At 72.4% G+C, this 23,629-nt stretch carries 16 protein-coding genes; 6 read left to right on the top strand and 10 right to left on the bottom strand.

Features of this window, described 5'->3' with window-relative positions:
- Nucleotides 1–117 precede the first annotated feature (117 nt).
- The 4 genes from ITX44_RS03570 (at nucleotide 118) to ITX44_RS03555 (ending at nucleotide 6,734) form a co-directional block, all read left to right on the top strand.
- Nucleotides 118–795 (top strand): spermidine synthase family protein, encoded by a 678-nt coding sequence (locus tag ITX44_RS03570; protein ID WP_205355853.1) that lies wholly within the window; start codon nucleotides 118–120, stop codon nucleotides 793–795.
- A gap of 70 nt (nucleotides 796–865) precedes the next feature.
- The gene (locus ITX44_RS03565; protein WP_205355502.1) at nucleotides 866–1,579 is read left to right on the top strand and encodes a response regulator transcription factor; all 714 of its coding nucleotides are present in this window, start codon (nucleotides 866–868) and stop codon (nucleotides 1,577–1,579) included.
- Nucleotides 1,576–2,652 carry a HAMP domain-containing sensor histidine kinase gene (locus ITX44_RS03560; protein ID WP_205355501.1) on the top strand — a complete coding sequence of 359 codons (1,077 nt, stop codon included), beginning with the start codon at nucleotides 1,576–1,578 and terminating at the stop codon, nucleotides 2,650–2,652. The genes ITX44_RS03565 and ITX44_RS03560 overlap by 4 nt, the downstream gene beginning before the upstream one ends.
- 158 nt (nucleotides 2,653–2,810) lie before the next feature.
- Nucleotides 2,811–6,734 (top strand): multifunctional oxoglutarate decarboxylase/oxoglutarate dehydrogenase thiamine pyrophosphate-binding subunit/dihydrolipoyllysine-residue succinyltransferase subunit, encoded by a 3,924-nt coding sequence (locus ITX44_RS03555; RefSeq protein ID WP_205355500.1) that lies wholly within the window; start codon nucleotides 2,811–2,813, stop codon nucleotides 6,732–6,734.
- A 155-nt stretch (nucleotides 6,735–6,889) separates the two neighbouring features.
- Here ITX44_RS03555 and fxsT read toward each other — a convergent pair whose 3' ends face one another.
- From fxsT to ITX44_RS03530, 5 genes are all read right to left on the bottom strand, one after another.
- Nucleotides 6,890–9,913, bottom strand: coding sequence for an FxSxx-COOH system tetratricopeptide repeat protein (gene fxsT, locus ITX44_RS03550; protein WP_205355499.1), 3,024 nt, complete (start codon nucleotides 9,911–9,913; stop codon nucleotides 6,890–6,892).
- A 294-nt stretch (nucleotides 9,914–10,207) separates the two neighbouring features.
- Nucleotides 10,208–11,647, bottom strand: coding sequence for an aKG-HExxH-type peptide beta-hydroxylase (locus ITX44_RS03545; RefSeq protein WP_205355498.1), 1,440 nt, complete (start codon nucleotides 11,645–11,647; stop codon nucleotides 10,208–10,210).
- A 2-nt stretch (nucleotides 11,648–11,649) separates the two neighbouring features.
- A complete protein-coding gene (locus tag ITX44_RS03540) occupies nucleotides 11,650–12,864 on the bottom strand; it encodes an FxsB family cyclophane-forming radical SAM/SPASM peptide maturase (protein ID WP_307795107.1) in 1,215 nt (404 codons plus the stop codon).
- A 438-nt stretch (nucleotides 12,865–13,302) separates the two neighbouring features.
- Complete coding sequence (locus ITX44_RS40745) at nucleotides 13,303–14,058, bottom strand: helix-turn-helix domain-containing protein (protein ID WP_236060007.1); 756 nt, start codon at nucleotides 14,056–14,058, stop codon at nucleotides 13,303–13,305.
- A complete protein-coding gene (locus tag ITX44_RS03530) occupies nucleotides 14,055–14,501 on the bottom strand; it encodes an ATP-binding protein (protein ID WP_307795075.1) in 447 nt (148 codons plus the stop codon). The genes ITX44_RS40745 and ITX44_RS03530 overlap by 4 nt, the downstream gene beginning before the upstream one ends.
- Before the next feature lie 206 nt (nucleotides 14,502–14,707).
- On the opposite strand from ITX44_RS03530, the gene ITX44_RS03525 reads away from it, so the two are divergent.
- The gene (locus ITX44_RS03525) at nucleotides 14,708–15,949 is read left to right on the top strand and encodes an NsdA family TPR-like regulatory protein (protein ID WP_205355497.1); all 1,242 of its coding nucleotides are present in this window, start codon (nucleotides 14,708–14,710) and stop codon (nucleotides 15,947–15,949) included.
- Between the two features lie 40 nt (nucleotides 15,950–15,989).
- On the opposite strand, the gene ITX44_RS03520 is transcribed toward ITX44_RS03525, so the two are convergent.
- The 3 genes from ITX44_RS03520 to ITX44_RS03510 form a co-directional block, all read right to left on the bottom strand.
- Complete coding sequence (locus ITX44_RS03520; protein ID WP_236060006.1) at nucleotides 15,990–17,180, bottom strand: helix-turn-helix domain-containing protein; 1,191 nt, start codon at nucleotides 17,178–17,180, stop codon at nucleotides 15,990–15,992.
- 127 nt (nucleotides 17,181–17,307) lie between these two features.
- Entirely contained in the window at nucleotides 17,308–17,652 is a 345-nt protein-coding gene (locus tag ITX44_RS03515) for a hypothetical protein (RefSeq protein WP_205355495.1), read from the bottom strand.
- Nucleotides 17,653–17,731: 79 nt separating this feature from the next.
- Entirely contained in the window at nucleotides 17,732–18,073 is a 342-nt protein-coding gene (locus ITX44_RS03510; RefSeq protein WP_205355494.1) for a DUF5713 family protein, read from the bottom strand.
- A gap of 201 nt (nucleotides 18,074–18,274) precedes the next feature.
- On the opposite strand from ITX44_RS03510, the gene ITX44_RS03505 reads away from it, so the two are divergent.
- Nucleotides 18,275–19,765, top strand: a complete 1,491-nt coding sequence (locus ITX44_RS03505) for an FAD-binding protein (protein WP_307795074.1) — start codon at nucleotides 18,275–18,277, stop codon at nucleotides 19,763–19,765.
- Nucleotides 19,766–19,816: 51 nt separating this feature from the next.
- Here ITX44_RS03505 and ITX44_RS40740 read toward each other — a convergent pair whose 3' ends face one another.
- Together ITX44_RS40740 and ITX44_RS03495 are read right to left on the bottom strand one after the other, a co-directional pair.
- On the bottom strand, nucleotides 19,817–20,224 hold the full coding sequence (locus ITX44_RS40740; RefSeq protein WP_236060005.1) for an FxSxx-COOH-like cyclophane-containing RiPP peptide: 408 nt from the start codon (nucleotides 20,222–20,224) through the stop codon (nucleotides 19,817–19,819).
- Nucleotides 20,225–20,248: 24 nt separating this feature from the next.
- Complete coding sequence (locus tag ITX44_RS03495) at nucleotides 20,249–23,623, bottom strand: SAV_2336 N-terminal domain-related protein (protein ID WP_236060004.1); 3,375 nt, start codon at nucleotides 23,621–23,623, stop codon at nucleotides 20,249–20,251.
- Between the last annotated feature and the right edge of the window lie 6 nt (nucleotides 23,624–23,629).

Below are 23,629 nucleotides of genomic sequence, written 5' to 3'. Positions count from 1 at the left end.
ACAGCAACTGCCCCTTCGGGACGGTGGCGATGTGCAGCCCGTCGTGGGCGTGTCGCGCAGTTCCCCGCGCCCCTGCGGGGCGCTCCCGGCGAACCCGGGCTGACTAAGGTGAAGCACATGCACCAAGCCCAGGACGCAGTTGTGACCGTGGAGCGCCGGACGGGGGCGTACGGCGAGGTCGTACTCCGTAAGAACGGGGAAACCTACGAGATCATTGCCAACGGGACGTTCCTTATGGATACGGCCGACGGCAGGTCGGAGCGGCTGCTGGTGGATGCCGCGCTGGAGGCACTACCGGCCGAAAAGGATGGGCTGAGGGTGCTGATCGGCGGGCTGGGGGTGGGGTTCTCGCTGGCCCGGGCGGCAAGCCAACCGCGGTGGGGGGAGATCGCGGTGGTGGAGCGGGAGAAAGCGGTGGTGGACTGGCACCGGGCCGGGCACTTGGCGCCGTACTCGGAGGGGGCGCTGGAGGACCCCCGGGTGCGGGTCGTTCAAGCCGATCTCGTCACGTATGTACGCGGCAGCGATGAGCAGTGGGACGCGTTGTGCCTGGACATCGACAACGGACCCGACTGGACAGTCACCGAGAACAACGGCAGTCTCTACACTCCCAGCGGCCTCGCCGCCTGCCGGGAGCGGCTCGGACCCGGCGGTGTGCTTGCCGTGTGGTCCGCGCAGCCCTCGGCGGAGTTCGAGGCGGCGCTGCGGCAAGCGGGGTTCGCCGGGGTCCGCACGCTGGAAATTCCCGTCGCGCGGGGTGTTCCGGACGTCGTGCACGTAGGCGTCAAGGCGTGAAAGCGTCATAGTCAGGGCGTGAGGCCGCCCCGTACGCTGCCGATAATTGTGACGACGTTGTGGGGCGGAAGTGGACAGCACGCAGACAGCGGGCGCTCAGCGCCGGGTGCTGGTCGTTGAGGACGACCAGACCATAACGCAGGCGATCGCGGCCAGGTTGCAGGCCGAGGGATTCCAGGTGCGAACTGCCGGTGACGGACCGACCGCGGTCGAGGCCGCCCACGCCTGGCAGCCCGATCTGCTGGTGCTCGACGTGATGTTGCCGGGCTTCGACGGCTTGGAGGTGTGCCGCAGGGTGCAGGCCGACCGGCCGGTGCCGGTGCTGATGCTCACCGCCCGGGACGACGAGACCGACATGCTGGTGGGCCTGGGCGTCGGCGCCGACGACTACATGACCAAGCCGTTCTCGATGCGCGAGCTGGCCGCCCGGGTGCACGTGCTGCTGCGCCGGGTGGAGCGGGCCACGGAGGCCGCGCACAGCCCGCGCGGCGCCAGCATCCAGCTCGGCGACCTGGAGATCGACCACGCACAGCGGCGGGTGCGGGTACGCGGCAGCGACGTGCATCTGACGCCGACCGAATTCGAGCTGCTGGTGTGCCTGGCGCAGCAGCCGCGGGCGGTGCTCTCCCGGGAGCAGTTGCTCGCCGAGGTCTGGGACTGGGCCGACGCCTCGGGCACCCGGACCGTGGACAGCCACGTCAAGGCGTTGCGCCGCAAGATCGGCGCCGAGCGGATCCGAACCGTGCACGGTGTGGGCTACGCCCTGGAGACGCCCGCGCAATGAGCATCTGGTGGCGGCGGACGTGGGCCGCGCTCCGCCCCTGGGACCCCTTCCGCTCGATCAAGGCCGCGCTGCAACTCCTGGTGATCGTCTCGGTGCTGATCACCACCCTGCTGGTGACCGTCGCCATCCACTCGGCCACCGAGCTGCGGATCATCACGATCTTCTCGATCATCGCCTGTCTGCTCATCACGCAGATAGTGGCCACCAATCTGACCGCCCCGCTGCGCGAGATGACGGCGGTGGCCCGCGCCATGGCGGCCGGCGACTACAGCCGCCGGGTGGCCCGGGTGCGCCGGGACGAAGTGGGCGAGCTGGCCGAGACCTTCAACCGCATGGCCGCCGACCTGGACGCCGCCGACCGGCACCGAAAAGAGCTGGTGGCGAATGTCTCACACGAACTGCGCACCCCCATAGCCGCGCTCCGGGCGGTGCTGGAGAACGTGGTGGACGGGGTGTCCGCGGCCGACCCGGAGACGATGCGGCTGGCCCTCCAGCAGACCGAGCGGCTGGGCAAGCTGGTGAGCCAGTTGCTGGACCTGTCCCGGCTGGACAGCGGGGCGGTACGGCTGGACGCCAAGCGGTTCGAGGTGTGGCCGTACCTGTCGGCGGTGCTGAAGACGGCGAGCCTGGGGCTGGGCACGGCGAGCAAGGGCTCGCGCAGCCGGCCGCGCGCCGACGTGCCGATGCACCTGGACGTGTGCCCGCTGCACCTGACCGCCTACGCGGACGGCGAGCGGCTGCACCAGGTGGTGGCGAATCTGGTGGACAACGCGGTCAAGCACAGCCCGCCCGGTGGCCGGGTGACCGTACGGGCCCGGAGCGGGCCGACGCCGGGCAGCCTGGAGCTGGACGTGATGGACGAGGGCCCCGGCATCCCGGAGGCGGACCGGACCCGGGTCTTCGAACGCTTCCACCGCGGCTCCCATCCCGGCCGCGACGGCGGTACGGGGCTGGGCCTGGCGATCGCCCGGTGGGCGGTGGATCTGCACGGCGGCCGGATCGAGGTGGCCGAGTCCCCGCGGGGCTGCCGCATCCATGTCACTCTTCCGGGTGATCCTGGAGCGCAACCCTGAAGAGGGTCCAATTTCCCGTCCCGCGCGCCCCGCAAACCCGATCCGGGGTGTGACGTACGCGACGACTGGCCCCCGGGCCTGCGAGAAGGGGTCCGATAGGCGTAGCCTTGATTTCCGCTGTCCACCACCTTGTGAAGCGGAAGAGGGCGGTTGCCGCCGTGTCGCCACAGTCCCCCAATAGCTCCAGTGTCTCGACCGACCAGGAAACGCCGGGCGATGGTCCCGCGGCGGGCTTCGGCCCGAACGAATGGCTCGTCGACGAGATCTACCAGCAGTACCTCCAGGATCCGCACTCGGTGGATCGCGCCTGGTGGGACTTCTTCGCCGACTACAAGCCGGACGGCTCCGCCGCACCGGCCGCCCCGGCGGGCCAGGGCGGCGCATCCGGTGCCGCCAAGCGCGCCGTGCAGGCCGGCGCTGTCGACGCGACCGCCGGCCGGCCCGTCGCCCCCGCTCCCGCAGCGCCCCAGCAGGCCGCGGCCCCGGCGGCCCCCGCCGCGCCCGCCGCCACCGGTCCGGCCACCACCGTGCCGGCGCCGAAGCCCACCGCGGCGGCTCCCGCCGCGTCGACCGCTGCCCCCGCCGCTCCGGCCCAGCCGCAGGCCGCGGCCCCGGCCGCTCCCGCCGCCCCTGCCGCGCCCGCCCCGAAGCCGGCCGCCGCCGCGCCGGCCCGCCCCGCCGCCAAGCCGGCCGAGGGCGCGGCCCCGGCCGCCGCGGTCGAGGAGCACGTCGTGCTGCGCGGCCCGGCCGCCGCGGTCGCCAAGAACATGAACGCCTCGCTGGAGCTGCCCACCGCGACCTCGGTGCGCGCCATCCCGGTGAAGCTGCTGTTCGACAACCGCATCGTCATCAACAACCACCTCAAGCGCGCCCGCGGCGGCAAGGTCTCCTTCACCCACATCATCGGCTACGCCATGGTGCAGGCGCTGGCATCCATGCCCTCGATGAACTGGCACTACGCGGTGGTGGACGGCAAGCCCACGCTGGTCAAGCCCGAGCACGTGAACCTGGGCCTGGCCATCGACCTGGTCAAGCCCAACGGCGACCGGCAGCTCGTCGTCGCGGCCATCAAGAAGGCCGAGACGCTCAACTTCTTCGAGTTCTGGCAGGCGTACGAGGACATCGTCCGCCGGGCCCGGAACGGCAAGCTGACCATGGACGACTTCTCCGGGGTCACCGCGTCGCTGACCAACCCCGGTGGCCTGGGCACCGTCCACTCGGTGCCGCGGCTGATGCCCGGTCAGTCGATGATCCTCGGCGTCGGCTCGATGGACTACCCGGCCGAGTTCCAGGGCACCTCCCAGGACACCCTGAACAAGCTGGGCATCTCCAAGGTCATGACGCTGACCAGCACCTACGACCACCGGGTGATCCAGGGCGCCGCCTCCGGCGAGTTCCTGCGGATCATGAACCAGCTGCTGCTGGGCGAGAACGACTTCTTCGACGACATCTTCGCCGCGCTGCGCATCCCGTACGAGCCGGTCCGCTGGCGCACGGACATCGACACCGCGCACGACGACGACGTCACCAAGGCCGCCCGGGTCTTCGAGCTGATCCACTCCTACCGGGTGCGCGGCCACGTGATGGCCGACACCGACCCGCTGGAGTACCGCCAGCGCAAGCACCCCGACCTGGACGTGCTGGAGCACGGGCTCACCCTGTGGGACCTGGAGCGGGAGTTCGCGGTCGGCGGCTTCGCCGGCAAGACCCTGATGAAGCTGCGCGACATCCTCGGTGTGCTGCGCGACTCCTACTGCCGGACCGTCGGCGTGGAGTACATGCACATCCAGGACCCCAAGCAGCGCAAGTGGATCCAGGACCGCATCGAGCGCCCGCACGCCAAGCCCGAGCGCGAGGAGCAGTTGCGCATCCTGCGCCGGCTCAACGCGGCCGAGGCGTTCGAGACCTTCCTGCAGACCAAGTACGTCGGCCAGAAGCGGTTCTCGCTCGAGGGCGGCGAGTCGGTGATCCCGCTACTGGACGCGGTGCTGGACGCGGCCGCCGAATCCCGGCTGGACGAGGCCGTGATCGGCATGGCCCACCGCGGCCGGCTCAACGTGCTGGCCAACATCGTCGGCAAGTCGTACGCGCAGATCTTCCGCGAGTTCGAGGGCAACCTCGACCCGAAGTCGATGCACGGCTCCGGCGACGTGAAGTACCACCTGGGCGCCCAGGGCAACTTCACCGGCCTGGACGGCGAGCAGATCACGGTCTCGCTGGCCGCCAACCCCTCCCACCTGGAGGCGGTGGACCCGGTCCTGGAGGGCATCGCCCGCGCCAAGCAGGACATCATCAACAAGGCCGGCACCGACTTCACCGTGCTGCCGATCGCGCTGCACGGCGACGCGGCCTTCGCCGGCCAGGGCGTGGTCGCCGAGACGCTGAACATGTCGCAGCTGCGCGGCTACCGCACCGGCGGCACCGTGCACGTGGTGATCAACAACCAGGTCGGCTTCACCGCCGCCCCGGAGTCCGCGCGCTCCTCGATGTACGCCACCGACGTGGCCCGCATGATCGAGGCGCCGATCTTCCACGTCAACGGCGACGACCCGGAGGCCGTGGTCCGGGTGGGCCGGCTGGCCTTCGAGTACCGGCAGGCGTTCAACAAGGACGTCGTGATCGACCTGATCTGCTACCGCCGCCGCGGCCACAACGAGTCGGACAACCCGGCCTTCACCCAGCCGCTGATGTACGACCTGATCGACAAGAAGCGCTCGGTGCGCAAGCTCTACACCGAGTCGCTGATCGGCCGGGGCGACATCACCCTGGAAGAGGCCGAGCAGGCGCTCCAGGACTACCAGGGCCAGCTGGAGAAGGTCTTCACCGAGGTCCGCGAGGCGGTGGCCACGCCGGCCGCGGCCACCCCGGAGCAGCCGCAGCAGCAGTTCCCGGTGCCGGTGCCCACCGCGGTCTCCGCCGAGGTGGTCAAGCGCATCGCGGCCTCCCAGGTGAACATCCCCGAGGGCTTCACCGTCCACCCGCGGCTGCTGCCGCAGCTCCAGCGCCGGGCCACCATGGTCGAGGACGGCACCATCGACTGGGGCATGGGCGAGACCCTCGCCATCGGCTCGCTGCTGCTGGACGGCACCCCGGTCCGGCTGGCCGGCCAGGACTCCCGGCGCGGCACCTTCGGCCAGCGGCACGCGGTGCTCATCGACCGCAGGACCGGCGAGGACTACACCCCGCTGCAGAACCTGGTCGAGGACCAGGCCCGTTACACCGTGTACGACTCGCTGCTGAGCGAGTACGCGGCCATGGGCTTCGAGTACGGCTACTCGCTGGCCCGCCCCGACGCCCTGGTGATGTGGGAGGCGCAGTTCGGCGACTTCGCCAACGGCGCGGCCACCATCATCGACGAGTTCATCTCCTCGGCCGAGCAGAAGTGGGGCCAGACCTCCGGCGTCACCCTGCTGCTGCCGCACGGCTACGAGGGCCAGGGCCCGGACCACTCCTCGGCCCGGATCGAGCGGTTCCTCCAGCTCTGCGCGCAGAACAACATGACGGTGGCCATGCCGACCACCCCGGCCAACTACTTCCACCTGCTGCGCTGGCAGGTGCACAACCCGCACCACAAGCCGCTGATCGTCTTCACCCCGAAGTCGATGCTCCGGCTGAAGGCCGCGGCCTCCAAGGCCGAGGACTTCACCTCCGGCGCCTTCCAGCCGGTGATCGGCGACCACACGGTCGACCCGGAGGCGGTGCGCAAGGTGGTCTTCTGCTCCGGCAAGGTCTACTACGACCTGATCGAGGAGCGGGACCGGCGCGGGGCGACCGACATCGCGTTCATCCGCATCGAGCGGCTGTACCCGCTGCCGGGCGCCGAGATCCAGCAGGCGGTGGCCCCCTACACCAAGGCCCAGAAGTTCGTCTGGGCCCAGGCCGAACCGGCCAACCAGGGTGCCTGGCCGTTCATCGCCCTCAACCTGATCGACCACCTCGACCTGCTGCTGGGCGCGGCCCCCGACAACGCGGATCGGCTCCGCCGGGTTTCCCGTCCGGCGTCCTCTTCTCCCGCGGTCGGCTCCGCCAAGCGGCACGCGGCCCAGCAGGAAGAGCTCATTACTGAGGTCTTCGAGATTTAAGTAGGACCAGTTAGGGGCGCGGGGAACTGCGCGAGCAACCCATCACCGGACCGCGGGTCGTCACCGACCCAAAGGGGCAGTTGCTGCCGTCTCCGGACCACCGGAGGTGGATGGTTCTCGCGCAGTTCCCCGCGCCCCTTATTCGTTGCCGTAACTCAACTACTGAACGGCTCGAAGTCCCAGTACGGGCGGGTACGCGAGCGCGCCGCAAGCGTATGAGGGTGCTGCGGCCCGAGGGTGGCGGCAAGCGCGGCGAGCGCTTCCTCTTCCGTCTTGTCGGCCTCTTGGCGTTTGCGAAGGTTACGGAGATCGCTGGCCAGAGAAATGCGCGCGTTGAGGGTGAGGGGGTGCTGGGGGCCGAGGACGGCGGCGGCGAGGAGACTGGTCGTACGGCTGAGGTCGGCCGCGCTCTCCGGGTCACCGGAAAAGTTGCGTGCGGCGCTGGCGTTGACGGCGCAGCCGAGGGTCCAGGGGTGCTCGGGCCCCACTACGCGGGTCATGGAGGCAAGCGCGTCCTCGACCTCGATCTGGGACTGCTGGCGTTCGCCGGCCGCCCGCAGGAGCAGGCCGTGGTTGGCCAGGGCGCCGGCGGTGTACGGGTGGGCGTCGCCGAACTGGCGGCGGTAGTGGGCCAGGGAGAATTCCGCGCGTTCCCGGGCCCGGTCCAGATCGCCGTGCTCGCGCTCGAAGGTGGCATAGGTCACCGAGACCCGGACCGTGATGGGGTGCCGGTCCCCGAGCACCCGCTCGCACCGCTCCAGCAGCCCGGTCAGCAGCTCCAGCGCCCGCTGCCGGTCGCCGCTGCGGTAGTAGCACTGGACCAGGTTGTGCTGGGCGCGCAGTGACTGCGGGTTGTCCGGGCCCATCACCACCCGGTGGATCTCGCTGTTGCGTTCCTGGACGGAGGTCGCCTGGTCGTACTGGCCGAGCAGCCGCAGATCCTGGGCGTAGGCGCTCTCCGAGGCGAGGGTGCCGTTGTTGCGTTCGCGCAGCAGCTCGCGGCGGGCGGCGAGGTTGGCGCGGTCCACGGTCAGCGCGTCCTGGTAGCGGCCGAGCAGTCGGTAGGTGACCCCGGTGTTGTGATGGGCGGTCAGCGTCAGCGCGTCATTGGGACCGACGAGTTGCTCGTACCCCTCCTCCACCCGCCGGGCCAGTTCCAGGCCCTCGTCGTAACGGCCGAGGTTGCGCAGGTCGGCGGCCAGGCCGTTGGCGGCGCGCAGCACGAGCAGGTCCTGGTCGCCGCGTTCGGCGCGCAGCGTCTCGTACGCCTGCCGGTCCAGCGCCTCGGTGGCGGTGAAGTCGCCGAGGGCGCGCAGCATGTTGCCCTTGTTGTGCACCAGGTCCCACAGCCGGGGGTGGCCGGGCGGGAAGACCTCGGACCAACTGGCGGTGGTCAGTTCGGCGATCCGCAGGCCCACCCGGTACTCGCCGGACAGGTACAGGTAGCGCAGGCTGTTCAGCACGGTGAGCTGGATGTCGGGGTTGGTGCTGGTCAGTGCCCCGGAGGCCTCCAGGTGCGGGACGATCTCGGCGTACCGCGGCCACAGCCGGGTGTCGGTGGGGCGGCCGGGGTCGGCGGCGGCGAGCAGTTTGCGTACCACCTGGGAGTAGACCCGCTGCTCGGCGGCCGGCATGTCGGCGCGTACCGCCTGGTAGACCAGCCGGTGCATCTGGATCACCTCTGTGGAGCCGACCGGCTCGTCCTCCTCGGTGTCCTGCGGGTCGGACTGGATCACCGACCACTGGGCGAGCTTGGCGAGCGCGGAGTTCCACAGCAGCGGGTCGGCCATCAGCGCGCGCAGCTGCTCGGGCAGGTCGCGGATCGGCAGGTCGCGCAGCAGCCGTACCGGGATCGGCCCGGGGGCGAAGAAGACGCACAGCCGCAGCAGGTCCACGGCCTCGGGTTTGTCCTCGCGCAGCCGGTTGAGCAGTATCGAGAAGGCCGTGTAGTACGTCATCTGGAAGTCGGCCGCGACCTTCAGGCCGGACTCGACGTCGGCGCCGCGGCCCAGCAGGTCCAGGTAGTCGTCGACGGGCATGGTGGAGTCCTGGAGGGCGCCGGCGTTCTGGTCCAGGGCCAGCGGGAGGTCGCCCAGGGCGTCGGCGAGCCGGTCGGCGTCGACGGCCTCGAGACGGGGCGCGCGCCGGCGTACGAAGGCCACCGACTCGTGCCGCCGGTAGACCGGCACCTCGATCAGTGAGCTGTTGTGCTCGGCCCATTCGCGGTTCTGCGAGGTGATCAGGACGTGGCCGGGCCCGCCGGGCACCAGGTCGTGCACGTCCTCGGGCTGGTCCGCGCCGTCGAGCACGACCAGCCAGCGCGGGGAGGGCTCGCCGCGGCGCAGCGCGTCCCGTACCGCGCGCAGCCGCTCGCCGTACTCGCGTCCGGTGGACAGGCCGAGCGCCGGGGCGAGGCCGGCCAGCTTCTCGCGCAGGGTGCCGCGCTCGGCGGCGCGTACCCACCACACCACGTCGTAGTTCTCGGCGCCGAAGCGGTAGACGTATTCGGCGGCGATCTGCGTCTTGCCGACCCCGGACAGGCCCAGCAGGGTGAGCACGCCGGCGCCCGGCTCGGCCTGGGTGAACGTCTGGTGGACGTCCCAGAGCAGGTCCTCGCGCCCGGTGAAGCGGGTGTTGCGGCGGGGCACGCCGCCCCACACCTCGGGCTGCTCCAGCGGAAAGCGGGGGCCGGCCGCGCCGCCGAGGGTGTCGCCGGCGGCGGGCCCGGAACGGTCGGCGGTGATGCCGAGCCGGGCCAGCAGCCGCCGCTCGGCCTCGGCGGCGCCCAGGCCCCACAGGTCGGCGGCGCCGAGCGAGGCGACCGCGCTGGGCAGGGCGGCGGAGGTGACGGACACGGCGGCGAAGCGGTCGCTGTTGGCGGGTACGAGGTCGCGCAGCGCCGTGTTCCACTCCTCGTGGCTGCGCGGGCCGAGCCGGAAGTACCACTCGCTGAGCACGATCAGTACGGTGCCGCGGGACAGCAGCAGGTCCGACAGGCCCTGCCGTACGGTGTCGCCGGGCTTCATGTCCCAGCGCTGGAGGGACACCTGGCAGCCGTGCCGTTCCAGCCGGCCGGCCAGCCACGCCGCCCAGGCCCGGTTGTGGCCGGCGAAGCTGATGGTCACCAGTCCGCCCGTTTTCTCGGCCTGCGCCGGTACGGTGTTGCGCCCTGCGGCCATCCGACCGTCTCCCTCGTTGTGCCGTGCTTTTCTCGTCGCCGTGCCGTTCTCGACGTCGCGCTGCTTTTCTGCGTTGCGCTTGTTCTTCGTCGTCGCACTGTTCTTCGTCGTCGCGCTGTTGTGCGTCTTGTTCTTCGCGTCGCCGCGTGCCGCCCGCCCAGGGGTGGGCCCGAGCCCGAAGCTACACCGGTTCACGCCCCGGTCGGCGCCCCGTCGTGCCGTTTCGCGCCCGGTTGTACGGGGATTGGCCCCGGTGTCCGACGCGGCGTCAGGTCCGGGTGGGTTCGGTGACGGTCAGGTCCAGCGGCGCCGCCAGATGGTGCGCGCGGTCTCCACGTAGGCGGTGGCGCGGGCCAGGTGGCCGCGCGGCGGGGTGTGCTGTTTGAGCCGGGTGTGCTGTGCGGTCATGGCCAGGGCCAGGGTGCGGCCGGCCGGGGTGAGCCGGCTGGAGCCGGTGAGCTGCGGGAGGACGGCCTCCACCTGCTGCCGGTAGCGGCAGTGCGCGGCCCACGCGGCTTCCCTGCGGGCCGAGTCGGCCGAGGGCGAGCGGGCCACGTCCAGGTGGAAGCCGGCCAGTGCCAGGTGCGCGTACGTGCCCTGGAACAGGCCGTCGAAGGGGCGCGGGTCGGGCCGCCAGGGCGCCCAGTGGCGTGCGGCGCCGTCCGCGGTGTGCAGCGGGGTCAGCCGGGACAGCGCGAGCAGCTTGGTGTGCTGCAACTCGTGGACCAGGGCGGCGGCGAGCTTCAGCCCGTCCTGCGGCGTACTCGTGAGCAGCGCGCCGAAGGCCTCGCCGAGGGTGGCGCTGCACGCCGCGCCCGACGGGGAGTCGGCCAGCGGCACGAAGCAGCGCAGCAGCGCGGCCACTTCGCGGGCCCGGCCGCCGTCGCCGAGCCGCAGCCACGGCTGGGCGTCCTGCCAGGCGGTGCGCCAGCGGGCGTGCGCGGCGCCGTCCAGCACGCCGGACACCGCGAGCCCGTACGGGTCGACGCGGTGTTCCTCGTCCCGGTACGGGTCGGTGTCGTCGATCAGCACCGGCCGGTGGTCGTCGGTCCACAGCGCCCGTACCGGGTGCCAGCCGGCTGCCGCCGACCGCCACACGCCGTCCGGTCCGCGCCGCACCTCGGCGGTCGCGCCGCCGGCCCGCAGCCACAGCCGGCCGCCGTCGCCGTCCACGCGGGCAGTGCTTTCGGGGGCGGTGCCGGGCGGTAACCGGTAGCCGCCGAGGCCGGGCTGAACCGCTGTGCCGTCGCCGTCCACGCGGGCGGTCGTCCTGTCGGTGCCGGGCGGCAATCGGTAGCCGCCGAGGGTGGGCAGCGCCACGGTGCCGTCGCGGACCGGTACGTCGGTGCTGAAGCGTATCCCCGCGCTTGCCGCAGCGGCGGCTGCGAGCGCGGACAGGTGCGGCAGCGCGGTGGCCGCGGCGTGCGCTTTCCCCGGCCGGCTCAGGTCGCGCAGGCAGCGTTCGGCCCACGAACCGGTCAGCGGGTACTGCACCACGCTCCGGGCCGCCGCCCGGTCGGCCCGGTCGGCGGCGACCAGCAGCCGCCAGTCCCCCATCGCCTTTTCGGCCGTCCCTTGCGGCAACGCCCCGCCCGCTTCCCGTACGGCGTCCAGCAGGGCCCGTAAGGTGAGGAGCCGCCGCCGGTGCTGCTCGGCGACGAGGGCTTGCAGTGCCTCGGTGTCGCTCCCGGTCCCGCCGAGCGCCCCCAGCACCTCCGTTTCCGCGACGGCCACCCTCACCGCCGCCCCGCCGCCGCTTCGTGGAGCCTGCGCGACACGTGGCGGATCAGGTGGGCGAGGTCGGCGCAGTACACGGAGGGGTTGGCGAAGGCGTGGCCGGCCCGGTAGCGGTGGGCGTAGTGGCCGCCGCCGCAGACCGTCACCAAGTCGCAGGCGCGGCAGATGGTACTCAGCGCGGCGAGGCCCTGCTGGCGGGCGGCGACCGCGGGGTGGGCGAGCACGTCGTCGAAGCTGTGCCGAAATATGTCCAGGCCGGTCGCGGCGGCCCCCTCGTACGCCGACTTCAGTGAGTCCACCTGCTCGATGCTGCCGTCGGTCTCCACCACGACCGCGGTGAAGGGCTGCAGGCCGAGCCGTTCGATGGTGGCCGGCACTCCGAGCAGCAGCGCCACGCACTCCTCGAACAGCCTGATCCTGGTACGTCGCTTCGAGTCGTCCCACCAGCGGTCGAACACGGCGGTCAGCCAATGGCCGTACGGTGCGGGGGCGCCGAGCGGCGCCGGGTCACCGGACAGTGCCTGGGCGCGCGCCCGTGCGGGCAGTCCCGGCGGCGGGCTGGTCCAATTGCCGTGCGGCAGCAGCAGATCGATGGCGGGCGGGCGGAAGTCCAGCAACGATTCGTAGACCTCGACCGGATCGTGGCGCAGGTCCACCACGCACAGCACTCCGCCGTACGCCTCGGGCGCCGTCTCGGCGAGCAGCCGCAGCCCCTTGGCTGTCGCCGGCCATGCGGGGCGTCCGGCGTGGTCGACTCTTTGGGCGTTGTGCGCGGGCCTTCCGCCGTCGAGGCTCACCCCGACCCTGATGCCGGCCGCGCTCAGTACCCGCAGCCGCTCCGGGCTCAGCAGCGTGGCGTTGGTCTGCACGCTGGGGTGGACCGCGCAGTTCGGCGGGACGAGCGTGCGGATCTCCTCGACGGTTTCCGCGAGGTGCTCCGCGCCGGCCAGCAGCGGTTCGCCGCCGTGCAGCACGACGGATATGGCGGGCAGGGCGTGCTTTTCCGCGTGCTCGGCGATCCTTTGCGCCGTGCGGCGCCGCACCCGGGGGGACGGCGTGCGGGGACGTGCGCGCCAGCTCCGGTCGGGGCCCGCGTACACGTAGCAATAGGTGCAGGCCAGGTCGCACCGGCTGTGCGCCTTCAGCACGAACTGCCGCAGCGGGGCGGACTCTACGTCCCCTTCTCCCCCGTCTCCCCCGTCCTTCCGCGACACGGTCGGCTGCCGCACCACATCACCTCCCCCGAAGTGCCGGGCCGCCCCGCGGTTGTTCCCCCGCCCACCCGGGGCAAACACGCCCCCTGTGATATGGCCGTAACCATTCCGGGTGCGGCCAATTCGGGGGCGGCCCTCGACCTCATTCCCTCAGGGGTCGGGGCCTCCGGGGCGGGAGTCCGAAATCGTATATTTACGGCCTGGCGGCCACAAATATACGGCAGCATTTCGGACCCCCACCCCTTCGACCCCTCCCGGCGTTCGAGGGCGAGCGGCCGGTGTGCGGTGGGTGGGTGCGGTGCGGATCGTGAGTGTTACGGGGGTACGCGGGCGGGTGCCCTTTCCCGTACCGGCCCCGTGCGCTGACCAGGCGGTGGGCCAGTACGGGTGTCCTACCGGTGCTGCCCTTGCCCGGAAACGGCAGCCATCGGGGGTTGGTCAGTTCTGCGGTGCTGTGGCGGTGTCGGTGCGTTTTCGTTCCAGCGCCACCACGGGGCAGTTCAGCGCCTCGGCGATCCTGGCCAGGTTTATCGGAGTTGCACTCCTCCACCCGGACTCGATCTCGCCCATGAGCTGTTCCGAAATACCCACCTTTTCGGCGAGTGCCCGTTTGGTGAGCCCTGCTTTCTCGCGGGCCCACTGCACGGCCTGTGGTTCCTGGTGCAGCGTGCGGGGTGCCGACCGGACCCGGGCGGTGGCCGCGACCTCCGCCGCCGTCCCGGCTGCGTCCGGTCGGTGCGTGGGGTGGTGGCGGGACCAGTCGGCGCGGGCCGCCTGAAGGGCGGGGGCCACCTGGTGGATGAGCAGGTGGCCGAGGACGTGGAGGCGGTGCCCGAAGTCCGTTATCCCCTGCGGGTCCAGACCCTTGAGCCAGAAGTCCTCCACGAGTTGTACCTCGGCGACCGGGACGCGCGGCTCGCCCTGCTGCCCGAACGGTTTGCAGGTGAGGGTGACGGCCAAAACGGCGGCCTGCTCGGCTGGGTCCTGGCCGTGGACCACCGGCAGCACCAGGCCGCCGGCGTCGGCTTCGAGGACGACGTCGGCGAGTGCGGCATGGAGGTGTTCGGGGCGCACGTCGTCGCGGCTGGGGTCGTTGTCCGCCCAGGCCGGCAGCTGGTCGCGTACGGTCAGCCCGCTGGTGGTCGTGACGCTCCACGTACGGGCTTCAGTTGTTGTGGCCGTTGTGGTGGTCATCGCAACGCCCCCACGGTGGCATCGCCGGTGCCGCACGCGGCGGAGTGGGTGCACACAGCCCAGACTGATTTTCCGGGCCCGCTCCGGTCGTTCACGCCCCAGCACCCGCCGGTCAGCGCGTCCACGAGCAGCAGCCCGCGCCCGGACTCCTCTTCCCCGGACGCCTCCCGCAGCTCCGGCTTGCAGTCGCTGGAATCGTGCACCTCGATCCGCACCCCGGACGCCAGCCGCTCCAATCGCGTCGCGATCACCCGCCCGTTCGGTGAATGCGCGTGCTTCACCGCATTGGTGACCAACTCGCTCAGAATCAGTTCGGCGGTATCCGCAAGGTGCGGCATGGCCCAGGCGTCGAGTTGGAGGGCGAGGAATCTGCGCGCCCTTCCCACCGAGCGGGGAGCGGGCGGCCACGTCCTTTCGACGACGAACGGAGGATCGTCGGCCACAGACGCGGGCGTACCGGGGATCATCACGCGACCCCCAGGCACCCGAAGGGGTGGCGGTTGAGCTCGTGCATGTCAGCGTTCCTCGTGAGTGTTGGCCATGCCCCCGAACCGGTCGGACGGTCGTGGGGTCTTGGGCATCCGAGCGTCGCGGTGAACGTCCGCCGATCCCATCCGATGGCCCTATAGCCCGGCCCTATATTGGAGTTATGGGCGTTACTCCGGACACTTTGTGGACGCACCCGCAGTTGGCGGCAGCGGTTGCCGATGAGGACTGGGGCGCCGTTTTCCGGGCGTACCGGAAGCTCACCGGAGTGAGTCAGACCAAGCTCGGAGAGCAGGTCGGTCTTGCGCAGTCCGATGTGTCCGACATCGAGCGGGGGCGTCGGCGGGTGACGTCCGCGGAGGTGCGGCAGCGGATCGTGGCGGGGCTCGGTGTCCCGATCGGGCCGGGGCCTGTGGGTGAGAAGGCCGGCGCGGTGCCAGGGCTTGCTCTGCCCGGAGCATCGCCGGACGAGGACCTGATGGCCCGGGTCACGGGGGTGGTCGAGACCACGCACCGGGTGGACGCCGCCACGCTCGACTGGCTGGACCGGTTGCTGGCCGAACACCGGCGGGCCGAGGACCACATCGGGTCACGGCCGCTGGTGGACGTGATGCGGCAGCAGCTTCGGACCGTGGTGGACCTGTACGCGGGTGCGCGCGGACCGCTCGCCGACCGTGTCGTACGGCTGGCCTCCGAACACGCCCAGTTCCTGGCGTGGATGGCGCAGGACCAGGACGACGCGGCGACCGCGCTGGCCTGGTACGACCGCTCCCACGAATGGGCGCTGGAAGCCGGGGACGCGAACATGGCCGCGACCACGCTCAACATGAAGGCCCACATGGCCTGGTCCAGGGACCGGGCCACTCGGTGCGTCAAGCTGGCCGAGGCCGCACGCTGGTCGGCCCCCGGCACAACGCCCGGCGTCCAGGGGATGGCCGCGCAGATGGCGGCTCGCGGATACGCGCTCGGCGGCGGGTCCGACGACGCCCACCGCCTTCTCGACCAGGCACAGGCCCTGGTGACCGGGGCCGCCGAACATCCTGAGGACGAACCGGCCTGGATGTACTTCTACGACGAGACCTGGTTCACCCTCCAACGCGGCATGGCCGAAATGCACTTACGCGACTGGCCTGCCGCAGTGGACCACCTCACCGCCGGCCTCGACGCCCTCCCCGACACGTACCTGCGGGACAAAACCTGGTACCGCGCCTGCCTCGCCCACGCCCTGGCCGGCGCCGGCGAACCGGCCCAAGCCCTGGCAGTGGCCACCGCAATCGTCCCCCACGCCGCGGCAATCGGCCGCCCCCACTCCTGGAACGAGCTCCACACCACCGCCGCCCTGCTCCTGCGCCGCGGCACCAAAGAAGGCCGCCAACTGACCGCCGCCCTCAAGGAGCACGACTGACCAGATGCCCCACTTTCGCGATCAGGTAGGACGTAGCGCCCTATCTGTTGAGGCCCAGGCGGTCGGCCAGCGCCAGCACTGGGGCGTCGCGGCGGCGAGCCCGGCTGCGCAGATCCTCCACGAGTCGGCGCGATGTGGAGTGGTAGCGCATCCATTCCGGGGCATCGCGTTCGGCGGACAGCAAGGCCTGGGCTGCTGCCGGGTCATTGTCGAGGTCGGAGTAGGCCAGCGCGCGGTCGACGTGGAAGCGGGCCCGCCATGTCGGCGGCAGGGAATCGAGGTTCGGCACGGTCCGAGCGGTCCGGATCGCCTCGTCGCTGCGTTCCAGCTCGACAAGGAAGTTCACTTTCGCGACGCCGGCATTCGTCGGGCCGAAGGGGGTCGCGTACACGGTCAGATCCGCACCGATGCTCGCCGCTGCGCCGGTCGCCATGTTCAGCAGATCGCCCACCTGGCGTTCCTGCCGTACCGCGGCGGTGGCGGCGCGCAGAAGGAGCACGCCCCACAGGGCCAAGTCCTTGGGGGAAGACCGGAAACCCGGCTCGATCTGCTCGGCGCGAACCAGGGCAACGCGTTCGGCGTCTTCAAGCCGCCCCTGCTTGGTGAAAACCCAGGACAGCGTGGAGGCGGCCAGTGTCTCGAGGTCCGGGTCGTCGCAGCGCCTTATCGCGGCCCAGGAGCGCTCCATCGCCGTGTACGCCGCGTCTTCCTTGCCCAGCGCGGTCAGAGTCGTGGCCGCCACTTGATAGGCCACCGCCAATACGGAAAAGGCGGCGGCGGCCTCAGCACCCGTGTAGGCATGCGCTGCGGCACGGGCGTCACGGATCAACTGCGGTAGCAGGGCGCCGATTTCGCCCATACGGCCCTCCCGCCGGATGGTCTCGGTCGACGCGAGCGACGCTTGCAGATCAGCGATCGTCGGTGGGTCCTCCGGGTCCGTCTCTCCGCCCAACAGGTCACTCAACGGCGACACGGCCTGCCGCAGAGCGAACACCGAAGGCGGCTCCGTCTCCACCGCAGGTGTGCCGTCAAACGTCGAGGGCTGGCCGACGAGGAACGAAGGCTCGGTGTCCAACGCCCTGGCCAGAGCATTGACAGTGGTAAGCCGTGCCGACGTGCGCCGTCCCTGCTCCAGCTTCCGTACGACATCGACCGAGAGACCGGCCAGTTCGGCCAGCTGCTCCTGGGTGAAGTTGCGCCGCAGCCGCAACTCAGCGATGCGGTCGCCCATTCCGGACTCGAAAACGCCCACTGCTACCCCCGGCGAAGGATGGTGTCCCCACGGTACGCCGTGCACCCCGGGGCCAGGGTTGCCCACAAGGGTGAACGCGATGAACCGAGGCCGGCCCCGCCGTAGATCAGCCGGCGTCCAGCGCGTCGGCCCGGCGCGTGAGCTCGGCTGCGATGTCGTCCCAGTCCGGGCCGTGCAGCCACAGGTTCTCGGCAGCCTCGCGCAGGAGAGCCGGGTCGTCCGGGCGTTGAAGGAGGGCGAGCCGGTAAGCGAGGTTGCGGATCCACACGGGGAGAAGGCCGTCGACCACGTACGGGCACAGCTCGTGCAGCATCGCGAGGATCGTGTCCGCGTCGGCGAAGGTAAGTTCTTCGACGAAGTAGTGCTCGTGGTGCTCCCGATCGCACTGCGGAGTCGGCCGGTACTCGTCCCCGTAAAGACACCGGGCGTGCTCCGTCAGGGTGCTGTGCATGCGGCGGAGCCTATGAAGCGACCTCGTACGTGCCAAGTCCCGGAGCCCCGGGTGCCCCCGGTACCGCAGGTGACGTCGCTCACCAGTCGCGCGTAGCGATCAGTTCCTCCACGTCCGCGTCGGCGAAGCCGTAGGCGGAGGCGACGAACCAGAAGTCCTCGGCGATCTCCTCGCGCGCGACCGTCTCTATCTCGCTCCCCACCGCCTCGAACTCGGCCTCCAGGAGGTTGAACTCCTCGGTCGCGGACTGGGTCAGGGCGTACAGGGCTGCCAGGTCCGGCGGGGGCTCGGTCTCGATCCGCTCGCACAGGCGGAGCAGAATCGCTCGGCCTTTGTCGAGGACTTCATCGGGGAAGTATTCGTCCGCGTACAGGTGCCGCAGAAAAGCGTGCCCGGCTACCTGGTGGTTGGTGATCGGCATGGCGCCCCGCCCTCGTGAAGAACAACCGACGCGCCGATCATGCAGCACGGCACCGACAGGCCGGCATGTGCACAGCCTGGCCGCAGGCCGATGGGTGGCCGGAATGCGAGGTACCGCCCTGTATACGCCGGGGGCAAAGGGTACGATCGCGGGTGTTTTTGGCGGGCCGCCCGGGAGGGGCGGGGCCGGGAGGGGGTTGGTGTGGTGGAGGAGCAGGGTGCGTTAGGTGAGGGGGCCGCCCGGGCGAGGGTGGTGGGGTTCGACCCGCAGGCGCGGGTGTGGGTGACCGAGGCGGGGGCGGGGGAAGGGCCGGAGGGCCTGGTGAGCGTGCCGCCGTTGGAGGGGGTGCTGGTGGCGGACGAAGGCGGGGACGACGCCGACGACTTCGGGCACTACGTGCATCGGACGCCGGGGGGTGTGCTGCGCACGCGGTCGGTCGAGGACATCGCGGCGATGATCAGGTTCTGCAACGCGTACCGGATCGAGGTGGCCGCCCGCGGGCAGGGGCACGGGACGTACGGGCAGATGCAGGTGGCCGGCGGGCTGGTGGTCGAGACGGGGCTGCTGGACGGGATCGGACCGGTGCGGAAGAGGAACGGGGCCCGGTCCACGACGGGCCTGGTCACCGTGGGGGCCGGGGCGTTGTGGAGTGCGGTGGCGCGGAAGACGCTGCAGTACGGGCTGACGCCGCCGGTGTTCACGGACTACTTGGAGCTGTCGGTGGGCGGCACGCTGTCGGTCGGCGGGCTCGGCGGCCAGACGCACCGGTTCGGCGCCCAGGTGGACAACGTGGAAGCGCTGGAGGTCGTGACCGGGACCGGGGACGTGGTCAGGTGCTCGCCCGCCCGGGAGCCGGAGCTGTTCCGGGCGGTGCTCGCCGGGCTCGGGCAGTGCGCGGTGATCGTCTCGGCCACACTGCGGCTGGTGACCGCGCCCGAGAACGTGCGGCACTTCCTGCTGCCGTACCCGGACCTGGAGACGTTCCTCGCCGACCAGCGGATCCTGGCCGAGGACGGGCGGTTCGGGTACGTCGAGGGCATGGTCGAGCCGGACGAGGAGGGCGCGTACACGAAGTACGTGCTGGAGGCCACCGCGTACGGGCCGCCCGCCGGGCCGCAGCGGAGCGACGAGGAGCTTCTGCGCGGCCTGTGGTACGACCGGTCCGGCCCGGTCACCGCGGAAACGCTGAGCTACTTCGACTTCATCGACCGCCTGGCGCCGGGCGTGGCGGGGCTGAAGCACGACGGCTACTGGACCTGGTCGCACCCGTGGCTGGACGTGCTGCTGCCCGGCGACCGGGCCGCCGAGCTGTCCGGCGCGCTGCTGGACGGGCTGGCCGGGCAGGAACTCGGGCCCGGCGGGATCGTGCTGCTCTACCCGCTGGTCCGGCGGCACCTGCGCACCCCGCTGCTGCGGGTCCCCGACGACCCGGTGCCGTACCTGATGGCCGTCCTGTGGGCGCTGAACCCGGCGGACCGGGCGGCGGTGAGCGCCCGGATCGAGGCCAACCACACCACGTACGAGACGGTCCGCGCGGCCGGCGGCACCCAGTACCCGGTGGGGGCCGTGCCCATGACCGCCGCCGACTGGCGCGGCCAGTACGGCAAGGCGTGGGAGGAATTCGCCGCCGCCAAGCGCCGCTACGACCCGCACCGCCTGCTCGCCCCCGGCCAGCACGTTTTCACCGCCTGAGCGGTCCCTTTCCCCCCGCGGCGGGCATACGCGGGGGATCTACGCGGGGGCCTACGCGGGGGGCCGGCCCGGCGACGGCGGCGAGTCGTTGTCGAAGCCCCACAGGCCATGGCTGGCCTGATCGGCGACCCGCCGGCGCAGGTCCCCCACCAACTCGGCCAGCACGGGATGCGAGACGTCGGCCAGCGCCTCCAGGTCCAGGTCGAGCAGATCGGGCAGGGGCGCGTCGGCCGCGGCGGGCTCGGCCACGGAGGGCTCGGGTGCGGCCAGGTCGGCGTCCGGTACGGGCCGGTGGGCTGCGGCCAGGTCCAGCACACGCCCGTCGGCCACCGGCGCCGTCTCGCCGCCCCCTCCCTGCGCAAGGAGTTCGGCTTCCGGCCCGACGGATTCGGGTTCTTCTACGAGGTGTTCGGGCCCCGGGCCGGAGCCCGGGTCGGGGGTGGTCGGGCGGTTCGTCATCTGGGGGCCCTCCGGGGGAAAGGGTCAGTCCGGGCGGGAGAGGTGGGCCAGGCGTTCGGCGGTGGCGGCCGCGTCGGGGGCGCCGTCGTCGGGGAGGTTGCGCCATTGGGCGAGGGCGGCGCGGTAGGCGTCGGCGGCGGCGCGGGGGCGGCGGGCCTCCTCGTAGACGACGCCGCGCGAGTGGTGGGCGCGGGCGGACAGGCGGAGGAGGGGGGCGGGTTCGGCGGCGTCGGGGGCGGCAGCGGCGGCGGCCTCGGCGGCCCGGCGGTAGGCGTCGGCGGCCTGGTCGAGGCGTTCGGGGCGGCGGGCGTGCAGGTAGCCGAGGCGGTGGGACTCGCCGAGCTCGAACCAGATGCGGGCGGTCTGCGCGGGGTCGGTCGCGCCCTGGGCGGCAAGGCCGAGGACGTGTTCGGCCTCGCGCAGGTCCACCAGGTCCTGTTCGGTCTTGTAGCGCAGCACCAGCGCACTGCCCAGCATCAACAGGCGCGCGGGCAGCCGGGGGTCACTCTCCGGGGTCTGGGTGCGGCACTCGCGCAGTACGGACACCGCCCGGTTGACGAAGGCTTCGCCGCCGGGGAGCGCGGCCCGGCCGAGCAGGGTGTCGCCCCACTCGGCCACCAGGTCGGGGTAGTCCCGCTGGTCGCGCGGGGTGAGGCGGCAGGCTTCGGCGAACCGCCCGGCCGCGGCCTCGAGTTCGCCGGGCGGGCCGCCGGCGGTGTGCCGGGCGACCCGGATCCGGCCGGCCCGGACCAGTATGGTGGCCCGCACCAGCCGGTCCCGGGTCTCGCCGAGGGCCCGGTCGACCAGCCGCTGGGCCTCGGACAGCCGGCCGCCGGCCAGCAGCAGGGCGTCGACCAGGGCGAGGGTGGCGGCGATGCGCGGCTCGGGCTCGGCCTCGGCGCGTTCCAGGGCGTCGAGCGCGGCGGCGTAGGCGGTGGCGGCCTGTGCGGCGTAGGACTGGGCGCGCCCGCGGTCCCGGGCGGCCCCGGCCAGCCGCAGCAGGGCCCGGCCGAAGGTGAGGGACAGGTCGCTGGGGCGCGGTTCGCCCGGCGGCAGGGAGTCGGCGAACGCCTCGAGGATGCCGACGGTCTCCTGGAGCAGCCCGGCGTCGCCGCTGAGCTGCCACTGGGCCTCCAGCACCCGGACCCGTTCCAGGGTGGCGTCCAGCAGTCCGGCGGGGTCCAGGCCGGGCGCGGCGCACACGGCGGTGAACTCCCGGTCGGCGCGGCGCAGCAGTTCCAGGGCGCCGCGGGTGTCACCGGCGGCGGCGCGGTCCTCGGCGGCGGCCTGGTAGACCCGGCCGCGTACGGCACGGGCGGGCACCGAGCCGGGGTGGGCGGCGGCGGCCTCGGCCGCCTCCTGGGCCTCGCGCAGCAGGTCGGCGCCGCCGCGCAGCCGCCACAAGGTGATGAGCTGCTGGGCCAGTTCGCTCCACAGCTCGGGGTCCAGGCCGGGTACCCGCTCCCGGGCGGCGGCCAGGCGCAGCAACTGGACGGCGTCCAGCAGGTTCTGCACCATGCCCTCGGCGACGAACCGGGCGGCCAGTTCCCGGGCCCGGCGCACCACCGTGGAGGGCCGGCCCAGGTGGGTGGTCTTGTCGTGGCCGCTGTCCGGCACCGGCATGAAGCGTTCCAGGACCCGGGCGGCGACCTCGGCGAAGGGCTGCGGGGACTCGGCGACGAAGGTGACGGTCTCCTCGGCGCGGGCCGCCTCGCGGGCGGCGGTGGCGCGGGCGGCCTCCTGGACGGCGGTACGTACCGCCGCGTCCGCCATGCTGTCGCCGGGTCCCTCGGTGAGCTGGGTGATGGCCAGGGCCGGGAAGTTGGGACCGGCCTTGCCGAAGCGCTGCTCGACGTATTCCGAGCAGTGCTTGAGCACCAGCAGCGCCTCGTCCCGGCCGAGCGGGCCGAGGAGTACGTCGCGGACGCCGTCGGCGAACTCGTACCAGCGGTGGTCGTCGCTCTTGGCCCGCATCACCAGCCCGCCCAGCAGGACTTCGGCGAGTTCGGCGGGGCCGGAGTCGGGCAGCATGGTGCGCTGGACGAGCTGCATGACGGGCAGGAAGAGCGGGGCGGCGGCCAGGTAGACGGCGAGCTGGGCGGCGGCGGGCGAGGCGGCCGAGCGGAACCGGCCGACCAGGGCGGGCGCGGGGACGGTGGCGCGGCGCGGCGCGGTGTGGGTGGCGGGCTGGTCGGGGCGGACCCAGCCGACGGCGGCGGGCACCTCGGTGGCGCCGGTGCCGGCCAGCAGCCGCGCCCAGGCGCCCAGGGCCTGGGCGGTGGGCGGCAGCACGGGTACGGGGAGGGCGCCGGGGACGGCCGAGGCGGTGGCGCCCGCGGTGCCGGCCGAGAACCGCAGCGGTGAGGAGGGCACCAGGCCCTCGGCGCGGTGCAGGACGCCGTACGAGACGGGCAGCCGGGTACGGTTCCACAGCCGGGCGGGCAGCGGCTGGAGGACGGCGACCGGGCCGTGCCGGGCCAGGCGGTGCAGCAGCCGGTGCGCCTGGCCGGACCGCCACAGCGGGCCGGCGCAGTCGCTGACCAGCAGGGTGATCCGGCGGCCGGTGGGGTCGCTGAGCTGTTCGGCCGAGCGCAGGGCGGCCGGTTCGGGGTCGAAGCGGCCGCTGACCGCGGGCACGCCCTCCGGGGTCTCGTGCAGGTAGCGGACCTGCACCTCGTGGAAGGCGCCGAGGCGTTCGAAGACGCCGCCGAGTTCGCGCAGCATCCGCTCCCACACGTACATCGAGGAGGAGGCGTCCATCAGCAGCTGCATGCCGGCGTTGCCGCGGGAGACCGGGCGGAAGACCGGCAGCAGCAACCCGGCGGCGCGGGCGGAGCGTTCGGCGGTGGCGGACTCGTCCAGCTCCTCGCGCCTGGGCAGGGCCGGGCTGTGGTAGCGCTGCAACGGCCGCAGGGCGGCCTGGAGTTCGAGCAGCCGGGGCAGGGTGCCGGCCTCGGGTACGGCGACGCCGATGGCACCCGCGCCGCCGGCCGTGCGGGCCCGGCCGGGGACGCCGCCGCCGGGGTAGAGGCTGACCATGGCGTCGTCGCCGAACAGCGGCGGGGTGGGGGCGAGCGGGACGCCCTGGCCCTCGGTGTCGTGCTCCAGGCCGCGCTGGAAGCCGTGCGGCGGGGTGTGGCCGGGGTCCTGGCCGCGCTCGTGGTGCGCCCCGGCCGGTCCCGTACCGCCGGTCGGGCGGGACCAGCGGGCCAGCCACAGGGCGTCGGCGAGCTCGACGTCGCCCGGGTCCAGGCCGGCCTGGGTCAGCGCGAAGACCACTTGGGCCAGCGGGTCCCGCTCGGCCGGCGCCGACCGGTCCGCCGGATCGGGCGTCCGGTCCGGCTCAGGCGGCCGGCCCTGCTCGGGCGGCGGCTCGGGCACGGGGGGTGTGGCGGCCATGGCGCG

Origin of the sequence: Actinacidiphila acididurans (assembly GCF_016918855.1) — a bacterium.
GTDB classification, from domain to species: Bacteria; Actinomycetota; Actinomycetes; order Streptomycetales; family Streptomycetaceae; genus Actinacidiphila; species Actinacidiphila acididurans.
The sequence above is the reverse complement of the archived record's forward strand: the minus strand, read 5'-3'. Positions and strand labels throughout refer to the sequence as shown.

Excerpts from the sequence above, each read along its gene's own strand:
- ITX44_RS03510 (WP_205355494.1), bottom strand. The coding sequence starts at position 18,073 with ATGCCGATCACCAACCACCAGGTAGCCGGGCACGCTTTTCTGCGGCAC.
- ITX44_RS03570 (WP_205355853.1), top strand. The coding sequence starts at position 118 with ATGCACCAAGCCCAGGACGCAGTTGTGACCGTGGAGCGCCGGACGGGG.
- fxsT (WP_205355499.1), bottom strand. The coding sequence starts at position 9,913 with ATGGCCGCAGGGCGCAACACCGTACCGGCGCAGGCCGAGAAAACGGGC.
- ITX44_RS03495 (WP_236060004.1), bottom strand. The coding sequence starts at position 23,623 with ATGGCCGCCACACCCCCCGTGCCCGAGCCGCCGCCCGAGCAGGGCCGG.
- ITX44_RS03520 (WP_236060006.1), bottom strand. The coding sequence starts at position 17,180 with ATGGGCGACCGCATCGCTGAGTTGCGGCTGCGGCGCAACTTCACCCAG.
- ITX44_RS40745 (WP_236060007.1), bottom strand. The coding sequence starts at position 14,058 with ATGACCACCACAACGGCCACAACAACTGAAGCCCGTACGTGGAGCGTC.
- ITX44_RS40740 (WP_236060005.1), bottom strand. The coding sequence starts at position 20,224 with ATGACGAACCGCCCGACCACCCCCGACCCGGGCTCCGGCCCGGGGCCC.
- ITX44_RS03515 (WP_205355495.1), bottom strand. The coding sequence starts at position 17,652 with ATGCACAGCACCCTGACGGAGCACGCCCGGTGTCTTTACGGGGACGAG.
- ITX44_RS03525 (WP_205355497.1), top strand. The coding sequence starts at position 14,708 with ATGGGCGTTACTCCGGACACTTTGTGGACGCACCCGCAGTTGGCGGCA.
- ITX44_RS03560 (WP_205355501.1), top strand. The coding sequence starts at position 1,576 with ATGAGCATCTGGTGGCGGCGGACGTGGGCCGCGCTCCGCCCCTGGGAC.